16 protein-coding genes are annotated in these 17,248 nt (G+C 33.1%); 9 read left to right on the top strand and 7 right to left on the bottom strand.

Features of this window, described 5'->3' with window-relative positions; genetic code table 11:
- Window positions 1–185 precede the first annotated feature (185 nt).
- Window positions 186–2,138, top strand: coding sequence for a M1 family metallopeptidase (locus GQR95_RS04355; RefSeq protein WP_159022002.1), 1,953 nt, complete (start codon window positions 186–188; stop codon window positions 2,136–2,138).
- 17 nt (window positions 2,139–2,155) lie between these two features.
- On the opposite strand, the gene GQR95_RS04350 is transcribed toward GQR95_RS04355, so the two are convergent.
- Window positions 2,156–2,791, bottom strand: coding sequence for a viroplasmin family protein (locus tag GQR95_RS04350; RefSeq protein WP_159022001.1), 636 nt, complete (start codon window positions 2,789–2,791; stop codon window positions 2,156–2,158).
- A 5-nt stretch (window positions 2,792–2,796) separates the two neighbouring features.
- Window positions 2,797–3,372 carry a phosphoribosylglycinamide formyltransferase gene (gene purN, locus GQR95_RS04345; protein WP_159022000.1) on the bottom strand — a complete coding sequence of 192 codons (576 nt, stop codon included), beginning with the start codon at window positions 3,370–3,372 and terminating at the stop codon, window positions 2,797–2,799.
- Between the two features lie 235 nt (window positions 3,373–3,607).
- Here purN and GQR95_RS04340 point away from each other — a divergent pair, with 235 nt between their 5' ends.
- The 5 genes from GQR95_RS04340 to pyk all read left to right on the top strand — a co-directional run bounded on the left by GQR95_RS04340 (window position 3,608) and on the right by pyk (window position 7,925).
- Window positions 3,608–3,841 carry an acyl carrier protein gene (locus GQR95_RS04340; RefSeq protein ID WP_148452158.1) on the top strand — a complete coding sequence of 78 codons (234 nt, stop codon included), beginning with the start codon at window positions 3,608–3,610 and terminating at the stop codon, window positions 3,839–3,841.
- 13 nt (window positions 3,842–3,854) lie between these two features.
- Window positions 3,855–5,108 (top strand): beta-ketoacyl-ACP synthase II, encoded by a 1,254-nt coding sequence (gene fabF / locus GQR95_RS04335; RefSeq protein WP_159021999.1) that lies wholly within the window; start codon window positions 3,855–3,857, stop codon window positions 5,106–5,108.
- Window positions 5,109–5,114: 6 nt separating this feature from the next.
- Window positions 5,115–5,855 (top strand): ribonuclease III, encoded by a 741-nt coding sequence (gene rnc / locus GQR95_RS04330; protein WP_159021998.1) that lies wholly within the window; start codon window positions 5,115–5,117, stop codon window positions 5,853–5,855.
- A gap of 142 nt (window positions 5,856–5,997) precedes the next feature.
- Window positions 5,998–6,483, top strand: a complete 486-nt coding sequence (locus GQR95_RS04325) for an IPExxxVDY family protein (protein ID WP_159021997.1) — start codon at window positions 5,998–6,000, stop codon at window positions 6,481–6,483.
- Window positions 6,483–7,925 carry a pyruvate kinase gene (gene pyk / locus GQR95_RS04320; RefSeq protein ID WP_159021996.1) on the top strand — a complete coding sequence of 481 codons (1,443 nt, stop codon included), beginning with the start codon at window positions 6,483–6,485 and terminating at the stop codon, window positions 7,923–7,925. Before GQR95_RS04325 ends, pyk begins: the two co-directional genes overlap by 1 nt.
- Before the next feature lie 109 nt (window positions 7,926–8,034).
- Here pyk and GQR95_RS04315 read toward each other — a convergent pair whose 3' ends face one another.
- From GQR95_RS04315 to dinB, 3 genes are all read right to left on the bottom strand, one after another.
- Window positions 8,035–9,372 carry a hypothetical protein gene (locus tag GQR95_RS04315; RefSeq protein WP_159021995.1) on the bottom strand — a complete coding sequence of 446 codons (1,338 nt, stop codon included), beginning with the start codon at window positions 9,370–9,372 and terminating at the stop codon, window positions 8,035–8,037.
- A 23-nt stretch (window positions 9,373–9,395) separates the two neighbouring features.
- On the bottom strand, window positions 9,396–11,822 hold the full coding sequence (locus GQR95_RS04310) for a TonB-dependent receptor domain-containing protein (RefSeq protein WP_159021994.1): 2,427 nt from the start codon (window positions 11,820–11,822) through the stop codon (window positions 9,396–9,398).
- A gap of 217 nt (window positions 11,823–12,039) precedes the next feature.
- Window positions 12,040–13,140 (bottom strand): DNA polymerase IV, encoded by a 1,101-nt coding sequence (dinB, locus tag GQR95_RS04305; RefSeq protein ID WP_159021993.1) that lies wholly within the window; start codon window positions 13,138–13,140, stop codon window positions 12,040–12,042.
- 92 nt (window positions 13,141–13,232) lie between these two features.
- Here dinB and GQR95_RS04300 point away from each other — a divergent pair, with 92 nt between their 5' ends.
- Genes GQR95_RS04300 through GQR95_RS04290 form a run of 3 tightly spaced genes read left to right on the top strand, consistent with a single transcriptional unit; the run spans window position 13,233 to window position 14,909 of the window.
- On the top strand, window positions 13,233–13,910 hold the full coding sequence (locus tag GQR95_RS04300) for an NAD(P)H-binding protein (protein ID WP_159021992.1): 678 nt from the start codon (window positions 13,233–13,235) through the stop codon (window positions 13,908–13,910).
- Window positions 13,891–14,364, top strand: a complete 474-nt coding sequence (locus GQR95_RS04295; RefSeq protein WP_159021991.1) for a CYTH domain-containing protein — start codon at window positions 13,891–13,893, stop codon at window positions 14,362–14,364. Before GQR95_RS04300 ends, GQR95_RS04295 begins: the two co-directional genes overlap by 20 nt.
- Window positions 14,361–14,909 carry a YciI family protein gene (locus GQR95_RS04290; RefSeq protein WP_159021990.1) on the top strand — a complete coding sequence of 183 codons (549 nt, stop codon included), beginning with the start codon at window positions 14,361–14,363 and terminating at the stop codon, window positions 14,907–14,909. The genes GQR95_RS04295 and GQR95_RS04290 overlap by 4 nt, the downstream gene beginning before the upstream one ends.
- 268 nt (window positions 14,910–15,177) lie before the next feature.
- On the opposite strand, the gene GQR95_RS04285 is transcribed toward GQR95_RS04290, so the two are convergent.
- Both GQR95_RS04285 and GQR95_RS04280 read right to left on the bottom strand, forming a co-directional pair.
- Complete coding sequence (locus GQR95_RS04285) at window positions 15,178–16,311, bottom strand: ATP-binding protein (protein WP_159021989.1); 1,134 nt, start codon at window positions 16,309–16,311, stop codon at window positions 15,178–15,180.
- Between the two features lies 1 nt (window position 16,312).
- A complete protein-coding gene (locus tag GQR95_RS04280) occupies window positions 16,313–17,065 on the bottom strand; it encodes an SDR family NAD(P)-dependent oxidoreductase (RefSeq protein ID WP_159021988.1) in 753 nt (250 codons plus the stop codon).
- Window positions 17,066–17,248: the final 183 nt, after the last annotated feature.

Below are 17,248 nucleotides of genomic sequence, written 5' to 3'. Positions count from 1 at the left end.
TACTATTGTTTTTATATGCCCTTTACTTATGCGGGTTTGTTGCTTATTTTGTAATTAACGATGTGTTTTAATTTGAATAATTAAATAATAATCTCTGCTTTTGCATGTTTGGTAAAAATGAACAAGTGTAAATTGTTTTTTGTTATGAATGTTTACCTTAGATATAAAATACAATATTTTCTATTATGAAATCCTCTAATTATCTAGCTTTTTTAATGTTTTTAACATTATATACGGCAAGTGCACAGTACAATTCTTCACAAATTTTTACTACTGATTTTTATCAACATAACGGAAATTCTGTTAGAAGCGCCTCAGGAAAACCAAGTTCTGGTTATTGGCAAAACGAAGCAGATTATACCGTTAAGGCTTCCTTCGATGTAAATTCGTATTTGCTTAAAGGCGAGGTTGTCATAGATTATACAAACAATAGTCCAGATCAATTAGAATCTTTATGGTTGCAATTAGATCAAAATATTGGTAATACAGACTCTAAGGCTGGCCAGTTAAAAGGTGCTAATGAAAAATCAGATTCAGGATATAAAATTAGTAGTATCCGTGTTTTAAAAAATAAAACGTGGCAGGATATAGCTTATTATATTCATGGGACTCGTATGCAAATACGATTAGATGATGTGCTAAACTCTAACGAAGATATTTCGCTTTCTATAACATATTCTTATGTGTTACAAACAAGAAGTAGTGGAGGACGATCGGGTTATATGGATGCAGACGATGGGGAAATTTTTGAGTTCTCTTATTGGTACCCAAGACTATGTGTTTACGATGATTATTACGGTTGGAACACCTTGCCTTTTGTTGGAAGTGGAGAAATGTATTTAGATTACGGAACCATAGATTATGAAGTTACTGTGCCATCGGATCAAGTTGTTGTTGGTGCTGGTAAATTAATGAATGGTGACGATATTTTAAGTGCTAAAACACTTAAACGATTAAAAGAAGCTAGCGAGTCTGATAAAACAGTTTTTATAAGAAGTGCTAAAGAATTAAATAAACCTGTAACTAATACTAAAAAAGGAACCACAACATGGCATTTTAAAATGAATAATACAAGAGATGTTGCTTGGGCAATGTCTAAAGGATATATCTGGGATGCTGCTAAAATTAATTTGCCAAGTGGTAAAACGGCTTTAGCACAATCTGTTTATCCTGTTGCGTCTACAAAAAATAATAAAGCTTGGGCTAGATCTACAGAGTTTACAAAGTTTTCTGTTGAAGAATTTTCTAATAAATGGTTTGAATATCCGTATGCTGTAGCGACTAGTGTTGCCGGACCTGTTGGAGGAATGGAATATCCAGGATTAGCATTTAATAGTTGGAAGTCCGAACCATATAGCATGTTTTTACTTGCAGCTCATGAAATTGGACACACGTGGTTTCCTATGATTGTAGGGTCTGATGAAAGAAGATTTCCTTTTATGGATGAAGGCTTTAATACCTTTATTGATATTTATGCACATGATAATTTTAATAAAGGAGAATTTGCGCCAAAAAGAGATGGCGAATATGCTTCTGGAGGAGGAAATCCTGCCGATGAAATAATTAAGGTGATGGAAGATTGTAAAGATGGTCCAACGTTAATGTCGCCAGCCGACGATATGGGACGTGAGTTTGTACATCCCTTAGCTTACTTTAAATCTGCATTTGGATTGGTGCTTCTAAGAGAGGTTATTCTTGGTCCTGATAAATTTGATTATGCTTTTAAGCAATACATTCATAATTGGGCATATAAACACCCAAAACCTGAAGATTTTTTCAGAAGTATGGATAATGGTTCTGGCGAAGACTTATCTTGGTTTTGGTTAGGATGGTTTCATAATAATTGGCAGTTAGATCAAGCTGTTACAGGCGTAGATTATGTTAAAGAAAAGGTGGCTAATGGTGCTACTATTTCAGTCGCTAACAACCAGCAAATGGTTATGCCTGTTTTGGTTAGTGTAGAAGAAGCAAACGGAAAAACACACGAATTTAAAGTCCCTGTAGAAATTTGGAAGTTTGGTAAAACAGCACAATTTCACGTAAATACAACCTCTAAAATTATTCATGTAACTATAGATTCAGAACATCAAGTACCAGATATAGATAGAAGCAATAATGTATGGAATGCTAAAGGATAAAAAGGTGATAATTCCTGTTATTTTCTTCCAAAATCAGCAGGAATTTCTCCCCAAGCTTTAGTTTCCCATTTTACTATAGTTGTAACATAATCGTTGTTTTTAAGCCAAAATTCAGCACGATCTATTAAATCAAACACATCCTTATTTTTGTCTGTTCGTTCTAGTTTCGTGTTGCATTTTTTCTTTTTAACCCAACTTATGGCTGTGCGAGAATCTGTGTACATTAGTAAGTTGCTGTTGTTCTTTTTTAAAAGGGCTAAGCCGTGAACAATCGCTAAAAATTCGCCTATATTATTTGTGCCTTGTTTAAAAGGACCTTGTATAAAAAGTTGTCTTTTTGTTTTTGTATCTACACCTCTGTACTCCATTATTCCCGGATTTCCACTAGAAGCAGCATCAACAGAAATAGAATTGTAATTGGGTTTTCCTATTTTTTTTAATTCTTCAGAATTTAAACCGCTTGTAAACTTTTTATTACCAATAAAATCTTTAGGATTGCTGTTTAGGGCATGTGTTGCAGCCTCAAGCGTAGGGAACGATTTATAAACGGCGCTAGGATAATCTTTGGTTTGCGCTTTACATGCATTCCAGGTTTCGTAAACGCCTACTTTATGACCTTTCCAAACGGTGTAGTATTTTTTCTTTTTAGACATCTATTTTAAGCTTCCTTTTGGTTTAAAACTTTTTCAACAATAACAGGGAAGTGTTCCATTTCTAATTCGTGAATTTTAGCGGCAACATCATCTGCTGTGTCTGTGCTTAAAACAGGGCAAGTGGCTTGAAAGATTGTTGCACCTTCATCATAATTTTCATTTACATAATGAATTGTAATTCCTGTTTCAGGCTCTTTATTTGCAACTATAGCTTCATGAACACGCATACCATACATGCCTTTTCCTCCAAATTTAGGTAATAAAGCAGGATGCACATTAATAACCATGTTGGGATACTTATTTAGTATACTTTCGGGGAATTTCCATAAAAAACCGGCCAGAATTATAAGATCTGGTTTTGCGCTTTTTAATAGGTTTAAAACGTCTTCGGTCTCTGTAAAAGCAACTTTATTAAATGATAAAGCACTAACTTTTAAGTTTTTGCATCGATCAAGTACCTTTGCATGTGGGTTATTTGTAAGAACCAACGTTACCGAAGCGTTAGTTTTTGTTTTAAAATATTTTATTAAGTTTTCAGCATTCGATCCAGATCCAGAAGCGAAAATTACAATACGTTTCATGTGTTATATTTTTATAATATTTTTGAGCTTAAAACCGTGTTAAACACTGTAAAATAAGGCTTAAAATGATTTAGTCCTCTTTAAAAAAAGGGATGTGTTTTTAATAATTTTTATGCAAAATTATAACACTTCAACTTAATTTAATTAAATTACATTCACTATTTTTAAACTAAAAGCGTGTTTTAAAATAAAGTTTTTTATTTTTGCACCTTATTTAAACTTAAAATTAAAGATTATGTCAGACATTGCATCAAGAGTAAAAGCGATTATCGTAGACAAATTAGGTGTTGATGAAAACGAGGTTGTAATTGAAGCTAGCTTCACGAACGACTTAGGAGCAGATTCATTAGATACTGTAGAATTAATTATGGAATTCGAAAAAGAATTCGATATTCAAATTCCAGATGATCAAGCAGAAAACATTGCAACAGTTGGTCAAGCTATATCATACATAGAAGCTGCAAAATAAGGAAAAGATTTTTATGGAACTAAAGCGAGTAGTAGTTACAGGATTAGGGGCTCTTACACCTATTGGAAATACCAAAGATGAATTTTGGGACGCTCTAATTAGTGGAAAAAGTGGAGCTGCGCCTATAACATATTTTGATACTGAGAAGTTCAAGACTAAATTTGCTTGCGAATTAAAAAACTTTAATCCTACCGATTTTCTTGATAGAAAAGAGGCTCGTAAGATGGATCGATTTGCTCAGTACGCTATGGTAGCTTCAGATGAAGCTATTTTAGATGCTAAGTTGGATTTAGATGTTGTTAATAAATTACGAGTAGGTGTAATTTGGGGAGCAGGAATTGGTGGTCTAGAAACATTCCAAAATGAAGTTTTAAACTTTGCAGCGGGAGATGGTACACCACGATTCAATCCTTTTTTTATTCCTAAAATGATTGCAGATATAGCGCCAGGTAACATTTCTATTAAACATGGATTTATGGGACCTAACTATACCACAGTTTCGGCTTGCGCATCTTCTGCGAATGCTATGATAGACGCACTAAACTATATTCGTTTAGGACAGTGTGACGTTATTGTAACAGGAGGAAGTGAAGCTGCCGTAACAATTGCAGGAATGGGAGGTTTTAATGCAATGCATGCATTATCGACAAGAAATGAAAGTCCAGAAACAGCATCTAGACCTTTTGATGCAACTCGAGACGGGTTTGTGTTAGGAGAAGGCGCAGGGGCAATTGTTCTTGAAGAATATGAACATGCCAAAGCAAGAGGAGCTAAAATTTATGCAGAAGTTATGGGTGGAGGAATGTCATCAGATGCACACCATATGACGGCACCACATCCAGATGGTATAGGAGTTATCGCTGTAATGAAAAATTGTCTTGAAAATTCAGGCTTAAAACCAGAAGATGTAGATCATATCAATACACATGGTACATCTACACCTTTAGGGGATGTTGCAGAATTAAAAGCGATTACTGAAGTTTTTGGTAAACATGCTAAAAACATCAACATTAATTCAACAAAATCTATGACAGGTCACTTGTTAGGTGCTGCAGGTGCTATAGAATCTATTGCTGCTATTTTAGCAATGGAGTATGGTATTGTGCCTCCAACAATTAACCACAAGGTTGTAGACGAGAGAATTGATTCAGAATTAAACTTAACACTTAATAAACCTCAAAAGAGAGATGTTAAAGTGGCTATGAGTAATACCTTTGGATTTGGCGGTCACAACGCTTGTGTATTATTTAGAAAATTAGAAGATTAAATACGAATGAAAAGCATTCGTTACATATTAAATTCCCGTTTTAAAAATAACGGGAATTTTTTTGTTTCTGTAACAAAAATTTTAGGTTTTAAACCTAAAAATGAAGGTTTCTACAAAACAGCTTTCACCCATCGTTCTATGAATATTAAAAACGATAAGGGGAATGCTATTAATTACGAACGATTAGAGTTTTTAGGAGATGCCATGTTAGGGTCGGTAATTGCTGCATATTTATATATTGAAGCACCCGCCGGAGACGAAGGCTATCTTACAAAAATGCGTTCTAAAATTGTAAGTCGAGAACACTTAAACGAACTTGGACGCGATTTAAAATTAATAGAATTAATAGATAGTAAAATTCCGAATGGTCAATTTGGAGACAATATACACGGGAATTTATTCGAAGCCTTAGTAGGAGCTATCTATTTAGATCGTGGTTATAAATATTGTGAGAAGTTTATACATAATCGTATTATTTCTCCCTTTGTAGATATAGAACAACTAGAAGGTAAGGTAATTAGCTATAAAAGCTTGCTTATAGAATGGTGCCAGAAAGAAAAGAAAACATTCGATTATAATGTATACGACGATACAGGAAATGACGATGTTAGACATTTTGCTGTTAAGCTAGCCATAAATAAAAAAGTGGTTGCAAAAGCAAGAGCAACCTCTAAAAAGAAGGCTGAAGAGAAAGCTTCTAAACGTGCATTCTTTGTGTTTCAGAAAGAAATAACAAAAAACAATTAGTTTCTAAAGAAACTTTTTTCTGTTTTTTTTACAAAAATTCTTCGTAACTAAAACGTTTTCGTAAAAATATAACAATAAGATAAGAGAAAAGGTCATTTTCTAATGCTTATAAATGTTATCTTTACAGTTAAAGTAAATGATTATGGCTATTCATAAACTTAATCTTGAGGACTTTCTAGATGATGTTGACTATATTTTAATTGCCATTCACAGTCGATTAGAAGATTATAGATTAACATATTATTTAAATAAAAGTTTGAATCTAAGCCTAATTAGAAACGATCAAGATGTTGATTATAAATATTTTTCAGCAACTTATTCCATTTTCGAATGGAAAGACAAAACCAATTTAATTACATATAACTTGGTGTCTAACATTTGTAAACGTGAAGAAGATAGCCTGCATAGTTCAGGTTCTTTGTTTACAAATCAAGAAAAAATTATAAAGTCTTACAACCTAATTCCTGAATTAAAAAATGTAGATTATTTAATGAAGATTACGAAAGAAGACTTGCAAATAAGTGAACAATTAATAGTGAATACAATCCAAGAGATACCCCAAGTTATTACAACTTATACGGTAAACGTGGATCAAATAAAATCTAAAGACAATTTAATTTTTAATTAATGTTGAAAAGAAAGAAGACCAAAATAGTGGCCACATTAGGGCCGGCGACGAGTACTAAAGAAGTTTTAAAAGGCATGTTAGACGAAGGTGTCGATGTGTTTAGAATTAATTTTTCTCATGCTGATTATACTGATGTAGAAGAGCGTATTAAAATGATTCGTGACTTAAACGAAGAATTCGGTTACAATGCTGCAATTTTAGGAGATCTACAAGGTCCAAAACTTCGTGTAGGTGTCATGAAAGAAGAGGTTTATGTAAACCCTGGAGACGAAATTATTTTTGCTACTGGCGAAAGGTTTGAAGGAACCAAAGAGCGTGTTTACATGACTTACAAACAATTCCCTCAAGATGCTAAACCAGGTGAACGTATTCTTCTAGACGATGGTAAATTACTTTTTGAAGTTGTTTCAAGTAACAATGTAGATGAAGTAACTGCAAAAGTTATACAAGGAGGTCCTTTAAAATCTAAAAAAGGAGTAAACCTACCTAACACAAATATTTCTCAGCCAGCGCTTACAGAGAAAGATATTGAAGATGCTATTTTTGCAATTAAAATGAAGGTAGACTGGATGGCATTGTCATTTGTACGTCACGCTGAAGATTTAATGCAATTGCAAGATCTTATAAAAGAACATAGTGCCGATAAAATTCCTATTATTGCCAAAATTGAAAAACCAGAAGCGGTAGAAAATATCGATAAAATTGTTTCGTATTGTGATGGTTTAATGGTAGCTCGTGGTGATTTAGGTGTTGAAATTCCTGCAGAAGAAGTTCCATTAATTCAAAAGCAATTAGTATTATGTGCTAAAAAAGCAAGAATTCCAGTAATTATTGCAACGCAAATGATGGAAACTATGATTGATAGTTTAACACCAACGCGTGCAGAAGTTAACGATGTCGCTAACTCTGTAATGGATGGTGCCGATGCTGTTATGCTTTCTGGAGAAACTTCTGTTGGACAATATCCTGTTGAGGTAATTAAGAAAATGTCGAATATTATTAAAAGTGTAGAAGATTCACCACTTATTAAAGTGCCACAATCACCTCCACATATTCGTACAAAACGTTACATTACTAAAGCAATTTGTTTTCATGCAGCTAACATGGCAAACGAAATTAATGCTCAGGCTATTTCTACATTAACAAATAGTGGGTATACAGCATTCCAAATTTCAGCATGGAGACCTTCAGCTCATATTTTAGTATTTACATCTAACAAGCGTATCTTAACACAATTAAACTTGTTGTGGGGTGTTAAAGCACTTTACTATGATAAGTTTGTTAGTACAGATGAAACTATTGAAGATGTAAACAAATTAGCTTGTGATAAAGGCTATTTAGAAGAGGGTGATATGGTAATTAGTTTAGCAGCTATGCCTATTCATGATAAGGGAATGGTTAACACATTACGTGTTACCGCAATAGGAAATAATAAATACTAATTTAAATTTAGTATTAAAATATTTAAAAGCCTCATTAACATGTGTTAATGAGGCTTTTTTTAGACTAATAGTTAAAATGAATATTTAAAAAAAAAAAATTTATTTTTATTTAGAACACTCCAATAAAGTGGCTACCTTCAACATTAACTAATTCTGCACCTTTAGTAACTTCTCCAGTTTCTGTTTCGACAACATAAATGTTTCCGTTTTCTCCAACAGGAGCTTGTGTTAAGTATATTTCTGTACCATCTACTACAAAACCTTGGTATTGGAATAAGTAGAAATCAGGATCGTAAGGAATAGCATCAATTTTTGTAGCTGTTTTTGTGTTTAAATCTGCAAGAGCGAAGAAGCCTTGAGCACCTGCAACACCTTCTGCAGAACCATCATGACGGTAAGCAATTACAGCTTTACCATTTGCAGTTGGTCTCCAAGCAAGAATATAAGCGCCTTCAACACCTAAAGCATCATCTAAATTAAATTCGTAAGAATCGTCATATTCATTATCAGCATCAATCTTTAAAATATGAGAACCTTCAGGATCACTTTGGTTAGCTTGGTACACGCTTCCATTATATTCAAAAGCATTAATACTACGGTATCCGTTAGTGTTTCCGTGTCCTACTGTAGACGTAATTACTGTAGGATTTAATAGGGAAGGGTAATCTAATACAATAGTTTTAGAACCTAATATTTCGTAATCACTATCGCTTTCTGCGGTAGCAGGATCTACTTTGCTTAAACGACCACCAATGTATAATTTATCTCCAGCTTCGTTTAAAGTAGGCATGTCAATTCTAGAGAAGTAATAACCGTTTGCTTCTTCCTCTGCGCTCAAAGGTACACTTACCTCTTCGAATCTATTAATTAAAGAATTCTCTAAATCTATAGTTACTACACCTATTGTAGCTTCTGTACGTGTGTAATTACCGTCTTCGTCAAATTCATTTTCATTAGACACGTAAACAGCAGCTCCTGTTTGGTCTCCATCAAATAATTTAATCCATCTAGGTGCTGTCCCTACATAAGGAGCAATGCTTATTTCTGAACCTGTTTGTGTGAACGTTTGTCCACCTTCTACAGTGTATTTAGTATAGTTTCCTCCGGTATCTCCTGCGTAACTAATATTAAAAATGGTATTACCATCTTCAGAAGATTGTAATCTAGCAGTTCTGTTAGAAGGTGCTATAAATCCATTATCAAAAGGTTCTATAGATACTGTTGGATCTTTAGCGTCTTCACTGCTAATAGAATAAATTAATGTTCCTCCGTTACCATCTCCTGGATCGTCTCCCATTCTTGCTGCGGCAACAGTTATCCATCTAGATTCTGTAGTTGGGTCCGGATCGGGGTTGTCGTTTGTATCGTCGCTACTACATGATGTAAAAAGGCCAATGGTTAATGTTATGGCACTAAGTAATTTGTAATTTGAAAAATTGCGTTTCATATTATAATTGTTTGTTGTTGTTATTAAAATGTATTGATTGTGTAATTTAATTTTAGGTAAAAAGCTCTTCCTGGTTTTTGTACCGATAAATTATCATAAACAGCTTCATCAAATATGTTTTTGATATCGAAACTCATAACCAGATTTTTGTTCGGGAAAGAATAACTCGCTCCAAAATCTTGAGATAATTGTTTTGGTACTAAAAAGAATTCATCGCCGACTGTATTTGAGCCTTGAGCAGTTAAGTAAGAGAACTCATCTGTAAAGTACATGGTATAGAATAGATTCAGTTGAGATTCTTTCTGAATAAGATCTTTAAATGAATATCTTAAACTCCCATTCATAGTAAAAAATGGCGTGTTTGGTATATCTATTTCAGTACCAAGAGCTGTTGTTGTCGTTAAATCGAAATGAGATATATTAAAGTTGAAGCCTAAGTTTTTATTGTAAGTATAATTAAATTGAGCATCGAAACCTTTAGATTTTGCATTCCCTTGATTCACATAAACTATAGTCTCGTCGTCTATATTTAAAGAGGTTTCAATAGGTAAACCAATGCGATCTGTAATGTCTCTAATAAAGATGTTTGTTGAAGCAGAGAAGTCGTGGTTTTTAATTTTAAAGGTTCCAAATCTAAATCCTAAGTTGTAATTTTTACTTGTTTCTGGTCTTATGCTCGGGTTGGCGACAACATTATCTCCGTCGTTACCAAAAACTTCAGTTTCGTCCGGTAAACGAACAGCTTTTTCTGCAGAAGTTAATAGCGATACATTTGAAAGAATATCGTATGAAATTGCAAATCCATACCCATTATCTTTATTGTTACTTTCTGTAATTTCATCTACTATTTGGTCGTTACCATCTGCATCTTCTGCGATGTCTGGATCTATATTTACAGTTTTTTGTTGGTAGTGTTTTCCAAAGACATTGGCCTTTAATTTGTTTTCAAAAGCGTTAAACTCGTAGGTCAAGGAATAAATGTTTTTATCTAAATCTCTAGTTCCCATAAAGGTGTTTTCTAATACCGATTTCATAACATCGCTATCTTCTCTGTCTACACCAGTATACACATGGTTAAATAAAACTTTATGTTGGTTGTTAATGGCATAAGAAATACCAGACCTTACAGAAGCTACATATCTTTTAATTGTTGCTAATGTTGGTCCGCCTTCTTGTTGCGATCCCCAAGTATATTCGTATTCGTCTCCTTTATAATCTATAGCTCTATCGCCGTTCCAACTATAAGCAGCAGCAACCGTATCATTCACAACACGGTTTCTTGTACCATATATTCCGTGTATGTTTACATCTAAACCTTCAGTAAAAAGATCTTTCTTTTGGTAAGTAAGGTTTCCGAGTAGGGCATCAGATTCTAAAAAACGATCTTTATAAGGGGTAATGGTCATAAAAGCACCATGTTGTACTTCTTTATAATCATCAGATCCTGTTAATCCTATAAAAAATTGATCTGCCCATTTTACATCTGTAAATCCCACCTGAGCCATTCCGCCAATAGATCTATAAGCGTCGTTAAATCGTCTAGCTGTAATTGGTGTTTGCACACCTCCTAAACCAGTAGTAACAACACTTCTTCCTGAAACTTTATAATCGTTATCCGAGTAGTTATAAAATCCAGAAGCCTTTACTGTAAAACCAGATTTATCAAAACGATATAATCCATTAAGACTAGTTTGTAGAGTATTAAAAGATCCGTAAGATATAGATGCGTTTAAGTTGTTTTTAGCGCCTTTATTTAGTACAATATTTATAGCGCCTCCTAATGCATCGTCGGCTAAATAGCCAGGAACAACACCTTTGTAAACCTCAATACGCTTAATCATTGAAGGGGGAATACTATTTAAACTAAAAGAAGATCCGTAAATAGAAATTGGAATACCATCTATAAAAATACGGACAGCACTTCCGGATAAACCATTTAAGCTGTATTGTACGTCAGAGCCTAAACCACCATTTTGTCTAATGTTTACCCCAACACTTGTTTTTAGTAATTCGTTGGTTTGAATGTTTCTTATTCCAGCCTCTTCTGTTTCTATAACATTTACCGAGAATCCTTTATCTTCTATTTTTTGTTTTGTAGTCTGCGATTTCACTAAGACTTCATCTAAATCCTGGTATTCTGCAAATTTTAGTATGGTTTTGTGTGTTTCGTTTTTAGAATTATGGGTAATTTTTATGGTTCTAGGATTAGCATTCAAAGAGATAATTTGGACGTTATAAGTTCCCGAAGGCACATTTTTAAAACGGTAATAACCATTAAAATCTGTTGTGGTTTCTTTTTTTATATCGTTGCCTGTTAAGATAATATGAGCGCCAAGTACAGGTTCTGTAGTGTCGAAAACAACATGACCTTTTAATGAATGATGTTGCGCAACAACAACAGTACTTATTAAAAAAAGAAATAGAGTTAAGTGGCTTTTTGTTAAGAACATTATCTTAAAATTTTTAACAAAACTAATCTTATTTAGATTAAGTACAAATAAAAATAAGAGATTTGAGGATAATTTTACAACTTACATTATTTGCCTATTTTTCCTTAATAAGGATGATTCTAAATTGCGAACTTTATAACAATAACTACTATTTAGGAGTAATTGTTTATTTTATTTAAGTATTTGTGTTGTAATTGTTTTAATATGAAGATAAAAGCTAAAACTGAAATTTTAACTGTACACTAACGCTTTCTTGTTCTACTTTTTTATTTGGTTTTTCGGTATTCAAATTTGAAATAGAGATTCCTAGTAACCGAACAGAGTTGGTTAGTTCTTCTTGAATTAATAAAGATTTTACCGTATCCATAATTAAATGGGCATCGCTAATAAAGTAATTTAAAGTTTTGCTTCGAGTTTGTAAAGTGAAATCGCTGTATTTAATTTTAAGTGTAATTGTTTTTCCTGCGACTTTGTTTTTTGTTAACCGTTTAGAGACTTCTTCTGCAATGTGTTCTAGTTTTTCTAACATGAATATTTCACTAGACAAATTTTCGCTAAAGGTACGTTCTGCAGCAAGCGATTTTCTAATGCGGTTGGGTCTCACTTCGCTATTGTGAATACCTCGAACTACGTGATAGTAATAGTGTCCAGATTTACCAAAATGAGACTCTAAATATTCTATAGATTTAGATTTTAAATCTTTTCCTGTATAAATTGCTAATTGATACATTTTTTCGGCAGTGACTTTGCCAACGCCATAAAATTTACGAACATCTAAATCTTCTAGAAACACTAAAACATCTTCTGGGTTTACTGTTTTCTGTCCGTTAGGTTTATTGTAGTCACTAGCGACTTTAGCAATAAATTTATTAATTGAAATTCCTGCAGATGCTGTTAATCCAACTTCTTTAAAAATACGTGCTCTAATTTCTTCAGCAATAAGAGATGCACTAGGGTTTCCTTTTTTGTTTACGGTAACGTCTAGGTAGGCTTCGTCTAGCGAAAGTGGCTCTACGAGATCGGTATAATCTAAAAATATTTTTCTAATTTGTTTAGAGATTTCCCGGTAGCGTTCAAAATTAGGTTTTACAAAAATTAATTCGGGACAATTACGTTTGGCTTGAATACCGCTCATGGCGCTTTTTACACCAAATTTTCTAGCTTCGTAGCTTGCGGCACTTACAACACCGCGTTTTTCGCTTCCGCCAACAGCAATTGCTTTTCCTTTAAGTTCAGGAGCATCCATTTGCTCTACAGACGCGAAGAACGCATCCATATCTACATGAATAATTTTTCTTAAAGGAAAATCTGACTCCATAAATTAGTGTCTCTATACTATGGTTAATTGCTGTACGTTTTGTATACTATTACACAAATTTATAATAACTTTATTAAAGCAAATATAAACTTATGGGTAAAACAGCTATTGTATTAGGAGCAACGGGTTTAACAGGTGAAATTGTGTTGCAAAAGCTTTTAAAAGATAGTAGTTATAGTAGGATTGTTTTGTTTAGTAGGTCGTCTTGTGGAGTAAAACATTCCAAAATAACAGAATATTTAATAGATCTTTTTGAATTAGATAGTTATAAAACACTATTTCGTGGAGATGTTGTGTTTTGCTGTATTGGCACCACGAAATCTAAAACGCCAGATAAAGCCATGTATCATAAGATAGATTATGGTATTCCTGTTGCTGCAGCAAATTTATGTAATAAGAATAATATTAAACATTTTATTTGTATTTCTGCTTTGGGTGCAGATTCTAAAAGCAAGGTTTTTTATAACAGAACTAAAGGCGAAATGGAAGCCGTTGTGTTGTCCTTAAATATTAAAAATACATATTTGTTGCAACCATCTTTAATAACGGGTTCTCGTGAAGAGTTTAGACTTGGAGAATCTATAGGGAAGGTTTTAATGCATGTATTGTCTCTATTATTTATAGGGAAATTTAAAAAATATAAGCCTATACAGTCTAAAACAATAGCGTCTGCCATGCTTTGGTTGGCAGCACATAGCTACGAGTTACAATGTATACCTTCAGAAAATATAAAAGAGATTGCAAAAACATATGATAGAAATAGAGCGTAAATTTTTAGTAAAATCTAATGCTTTTAAAACAGAAGCTTTTAAACAAACCAAAATTGTTCAAGGTTTTTTAAATACAGATAAAGAGCGCACCGTTCGTGTACGACTAAAAGGAGAAGGCGGGTTTTTAACCGTAAAAGGAAAATCTACTAAAAATGGTTTAGAACGATTTGAGTGGGAGAAATCTATTGATAAGGCAGATGCACTTGCCCTTTTAAAATTATGTGAAGCTGGTGTTATTGATAAAATTCGTTATGAAATTAAAATGAATCAACATACTTTTGAAGTTGATGAGTTTTTTGGAGCCAATGCAGGATTAATTGTTGCAGAAGTTGAATTAAGCTATCCTACAGAAGTAATTTCAAAACCGCTTTGGTTAGGAAAAGAAGTCACAGGAGATGTGAAATATTATAATTCGCAACTTAGTAAACACCCTTTTAATACTTGGAATACATGAAATATTCAATACTTATAATTGCCGTTCTCGTACTTTTTAGTTGTAAAAAGAATGAAAAGTCTACACCGTTAAATCAGTCAGGACAAGATTCTATTAGTAATACAGAGATGGCTGTAGATTCGGTAAAAATAGAATCTTCAGTTGTAGAAACTCCAAAAAGTTACAATGAAATTAAAGTAGAATTAACAGCGCAAGGTTTTGAAACTTACGATTATGTAGACGAAGAAACTAAAGACACCCTTTTAATACAGCAATACTTTATCGCTATTTTAAAAGGAGGTACAGTAAGAACTCAGAACGAAGAAGAAGCAAAAGACTTACAAGACGAACATTTTGCATATTTAAATAAAATGTATGAGTTGGGTTATGCAGATATTTCTGGATCTTTTGGAGACGAAGGAGATATGCGAGGTGTAACCATTTACAATGTGCCAAATCAGAAAATGGCAGATAGTCTGGCAAAGGCAGATCCAATGGTAAAAGCGGGACAATTAGATGTGGTTATTCATCCGTGGTGGTCTGCAAAAGGTTTTAGCCTGCGTTAAATAGGTTTATTGTATTTGTCTAAAAGCGAAGAGTAGAATAATCAAATCAACTAAAAAAAATAAAACCGTCTATGTAAATAGTCGGTTTTTTAGAAATAAAAAAAACCTTATTTCAATGCCAAATAAAATTGGGAGAAACAAGGTGTTTATATTGATAGTTGATTAATAGCTGCACGAATATAGAATCTATTTTAGGTTTTATTATCATGAATTATGTGATTGGTATGAAAACGCATGTAGTTGGTCACTATTAGTGTGTAGTTAAAATTTAACTGTATTTTACTTTCCTTAAAATGCGTAACGTTTTTTTGTAAAGCAGGTAAACTTCTAAATTATAAGATTTAAGATAGAATTTTGCTTTGTAGAGTTTGTTAAGAGCTTCGGGAAAATTGTTTAGATAACATATTAAATATGTGGCAGGAAGGTTTTTTATATCATGTTTCTCGGTTGTATTGAGAGCTCTTCCATTTTTTAGCTTGTCTATTATTGCATTATTTGAATTATAAATATGATGTAGAACTTTTCTGTCATATTGAGGCGGTTCAAATAATAATTTTGTGTTTATATGGTAGCTTGCATTGTCTTTAAAGCTAATTATAGTTTCTTCTAAAGGATAATAGTTATAGGCATCTTGTAGGCCTAAGTGCAGATATTCAATAATATTAAAAGAGTCTTCGGTAATAGAAATTGAAACTTCATCTAGAGCCGAAAAAAACAATCGAACTTGTTCGTTTATTAATTCAATATCTACTCTGGAATAATACGTATTGTCTTTAACTACTTTTTTCTGTCCAGCCCAACAGACCACAAAATATTCTTTAAAAACGCGGTACTCGGGATTGTAATCTTTTCTTGAATTTAGGAAGTCGATAACGCCATTTAAGGTGTATTCAATATTATTTTGTGCGTGGTTTTCTATGGCTTCAACAAGCTTAGAATTTACATCTTCAATTTTTATATCAAATGCTTTAGGCATACTTATGCTGCCATCCCTAAAAAAGACTGCGCCACCGTAATATTTCCAAATGTTTTTCCGTAGAGAAGTGATTTTGTTATTCGCACGTATCGTTACCAGTCCAACAACTTTATGATTTGGTAAATGCGGAAACGGAATGTTTTCGTATTGTACAATTGGTGGATTGGTAAGATAGGCGTTTATTAAATTCTGAATTTTACTATCGTCAAAAAAATCGACTCCAATAATTTCGTTATCATCATCTTCTACTCCAATAACAATGTAAGAATTGTTTTTAGGGTTGCTATTAGAAAGGGCGCAAACATGTTTTAAAAACTTGGCTTTACCTTCTTTTTCGCTAATATTAATTTTGCGCTTTTTATCGTAAAAGCTATTCTCGTCATTATGCGCTAATAGGTTTTTAATAAGAAGTCGCTTATTAATCATGTTAATCTTTGTTTAGAATAGTAGAGCTGGCCTGAGCAGTTGGAAACACGAGTAAATCTGCAATGTTAACATGATAAGGTCTGCTAATAACAAAGTAAATAATTTCGGCAATATCTTGAGGTTGTAAGGCTTGGTATCCTTTGTAAACGTCAGCTGCTTTAGGGTCTCCTTTAAATCTAACTTTAGAGAATTCAGTTTCAACTAAACCAGGATTAACAGCTCCTACTTTTATTCCGTAAGGATTCATGTCTATTCGCATCCCTTCTGTAATGGCTAAAACGGCATGTTTGGTTGCGCAATATACATTTCCTTTAGGGTAAACTTCTTTCCCTGCAGAAGAGCCAATGTTTATAATATGTCCAGATTTACGAGCTATCATTTTTGGCATAATCGCATGGCTAACATATAAAACACCTTTTACGTTAATATCTAACATGGCATCCCAATCGTCTGTGTTTCCATCTTGTATGGTGTCTAGCCCATGTGCGTTTCCTGCGTTATTAATTAAAATATCTATGTTAGAAAAATCTTCAGGAAGAGAATCTATTGCAGCTTGTGTTGCTTCCTTGTCTCTTACATCAAAATTTAAGGTGTACACTTCGGTCTCTTTTTCTAATGTTTCTTTTATGGTGTCTAGACGGTCTTGTCTACGTCCGCATAAAACTAACTTTATGTGGTGTTTAGCAAATTCTTGAGCTGTAGATTTTCCAATACCACTTGTGGCACCTGTAATTAATGCTATCTTAGTCTTCATTATGTGATTTTATTTTTTTGAATACTTTCGTATAAAAATACTTAATACACATTAAAATTTACTAGTGTACACGTTAATTATTATCTAATTCTGATACATTCTTGTTTTAGAATTCTGTTTTTTGCACAGAAAATCTTAATTAATACATAATGTTTAATTTTTAACCAATTATTAACAGCTAAA

Source organism: Formosa sp. L2A11 (assembly GCF_009796865.1).
Classification (GTDB): domain Bacteria; phylum Bacteroidota; class Bacteroidia; order Flavobacteriales; family Flavobacteriaceae; genus Formosa.
The sequence above is the reverse complement of the archived record's forward strand: the minus strand, read 5'-3'. Positions and strand labels throughout refer to the sequence as shown.

Coding starts and splice junctions, on each gene's coding strand:
- rnc (WP_159021998.1), top strand. CDS start 5,115: ATGAAAAGCATTCGTTACATATTAAATTCCCGTTTTAAAAATAACGGG.
- pyk (WP_159021996.1), top strand. CDS start 6,483: ATGTTGAAAAGAAAGAAGACCAAAATAGTGGCCACATTAGGGCCGGCG.
- GQR95_RS04350 (WP_159022001.1), bottom strand. CDS start 2,791: ATGTCTAAAAAGAAAAAATACTACACCGTTTGGAAAGGTCATAAAGTA.
- GQR95_RS04295 (WP_159021991.1), top strand. CDS start 13,891: ATGATAGAAATAGAGCGTAAATTTTTAGTAAAATCTAATGCTTTTAAA.
- GQR95_RS04315 (WP_159021995.1), bottom strand. CDS start 9,372: ATGAAACGCAATTTTTCAAATTACAAATTACTTAGTGCCATAACATTA.
- GQR95_RS04285 (WP_159021989.1), bottom strand. CDS start 16,311: ATGATTAATAAGCGACTTCTTATTAAAAACCTATTAGCGCATAATGAC.
- GQR95_RS04280 (WP_159021988.1), bottom strand. CDS start 17,065: ATGAAGACTAAGATAGCATTAATTACAGGTGCCACAAGTGGTATTGGA.
- GQR95_RS04325 (WP_159021997.1), top strand. CDS start 5,998: ATGGCTATTCATAAACTTAATCTTGAGGACTTTCTAGATGATGTTGAC.
- purN (WP_159022000.1), bottom strand. CDS start 3,372: ATGAAACGTATTGTAATTTTCGCTTCTGGATCTGGATCGAATGCTGAA.
- GQR95_RS04300 (WP_159021992.1), top strand. CDS start 13,233: ATGGGTAAAACAGCTATTGTATTAGGAGCAACGGGTTTAACAGGTGAA.
- fabF (WP_159021999.1), top strand. CDS start 3,855: ATGGAACTAAAGCGAGTAGTAGTTACAGGATTAGGGGCTCTTACACCT.
- GQR95_RS04355 (WP_159022002.1), top strand. CDS start 186: ATGAAATCCTCTAATTATCTAGCTTTTTTAATGTTTTTAACATTATAT.
- GQR95_RS04290 (WP_159021990.1), top strand. CDS start 14,361: ATGAAATATTCAATACTTATAATTGCCGTTCTCGTACTTTTTAGTTGT.
- GQR95_RS04340 (WP_148452158.1), top strand. CDS start 3,608: ATGTCAGACATTGCATCAAGAGTAAAAGCGATTATCGTAGACAAATTA.
- GQR95_RS04310 (WP_159021994.1), bottom strand. CDS start 11,822: ATGTTCTTAACAAAAAGCCACTTAACTCTATTTCTTTTTTTAATAAGT.
- dinB (WP_159021993.1), bottom strand. CDS start 13,140: ATGGAGTCAGATTTTCCTTTAAGAAAAATTATTCATGTAGATATGGAT.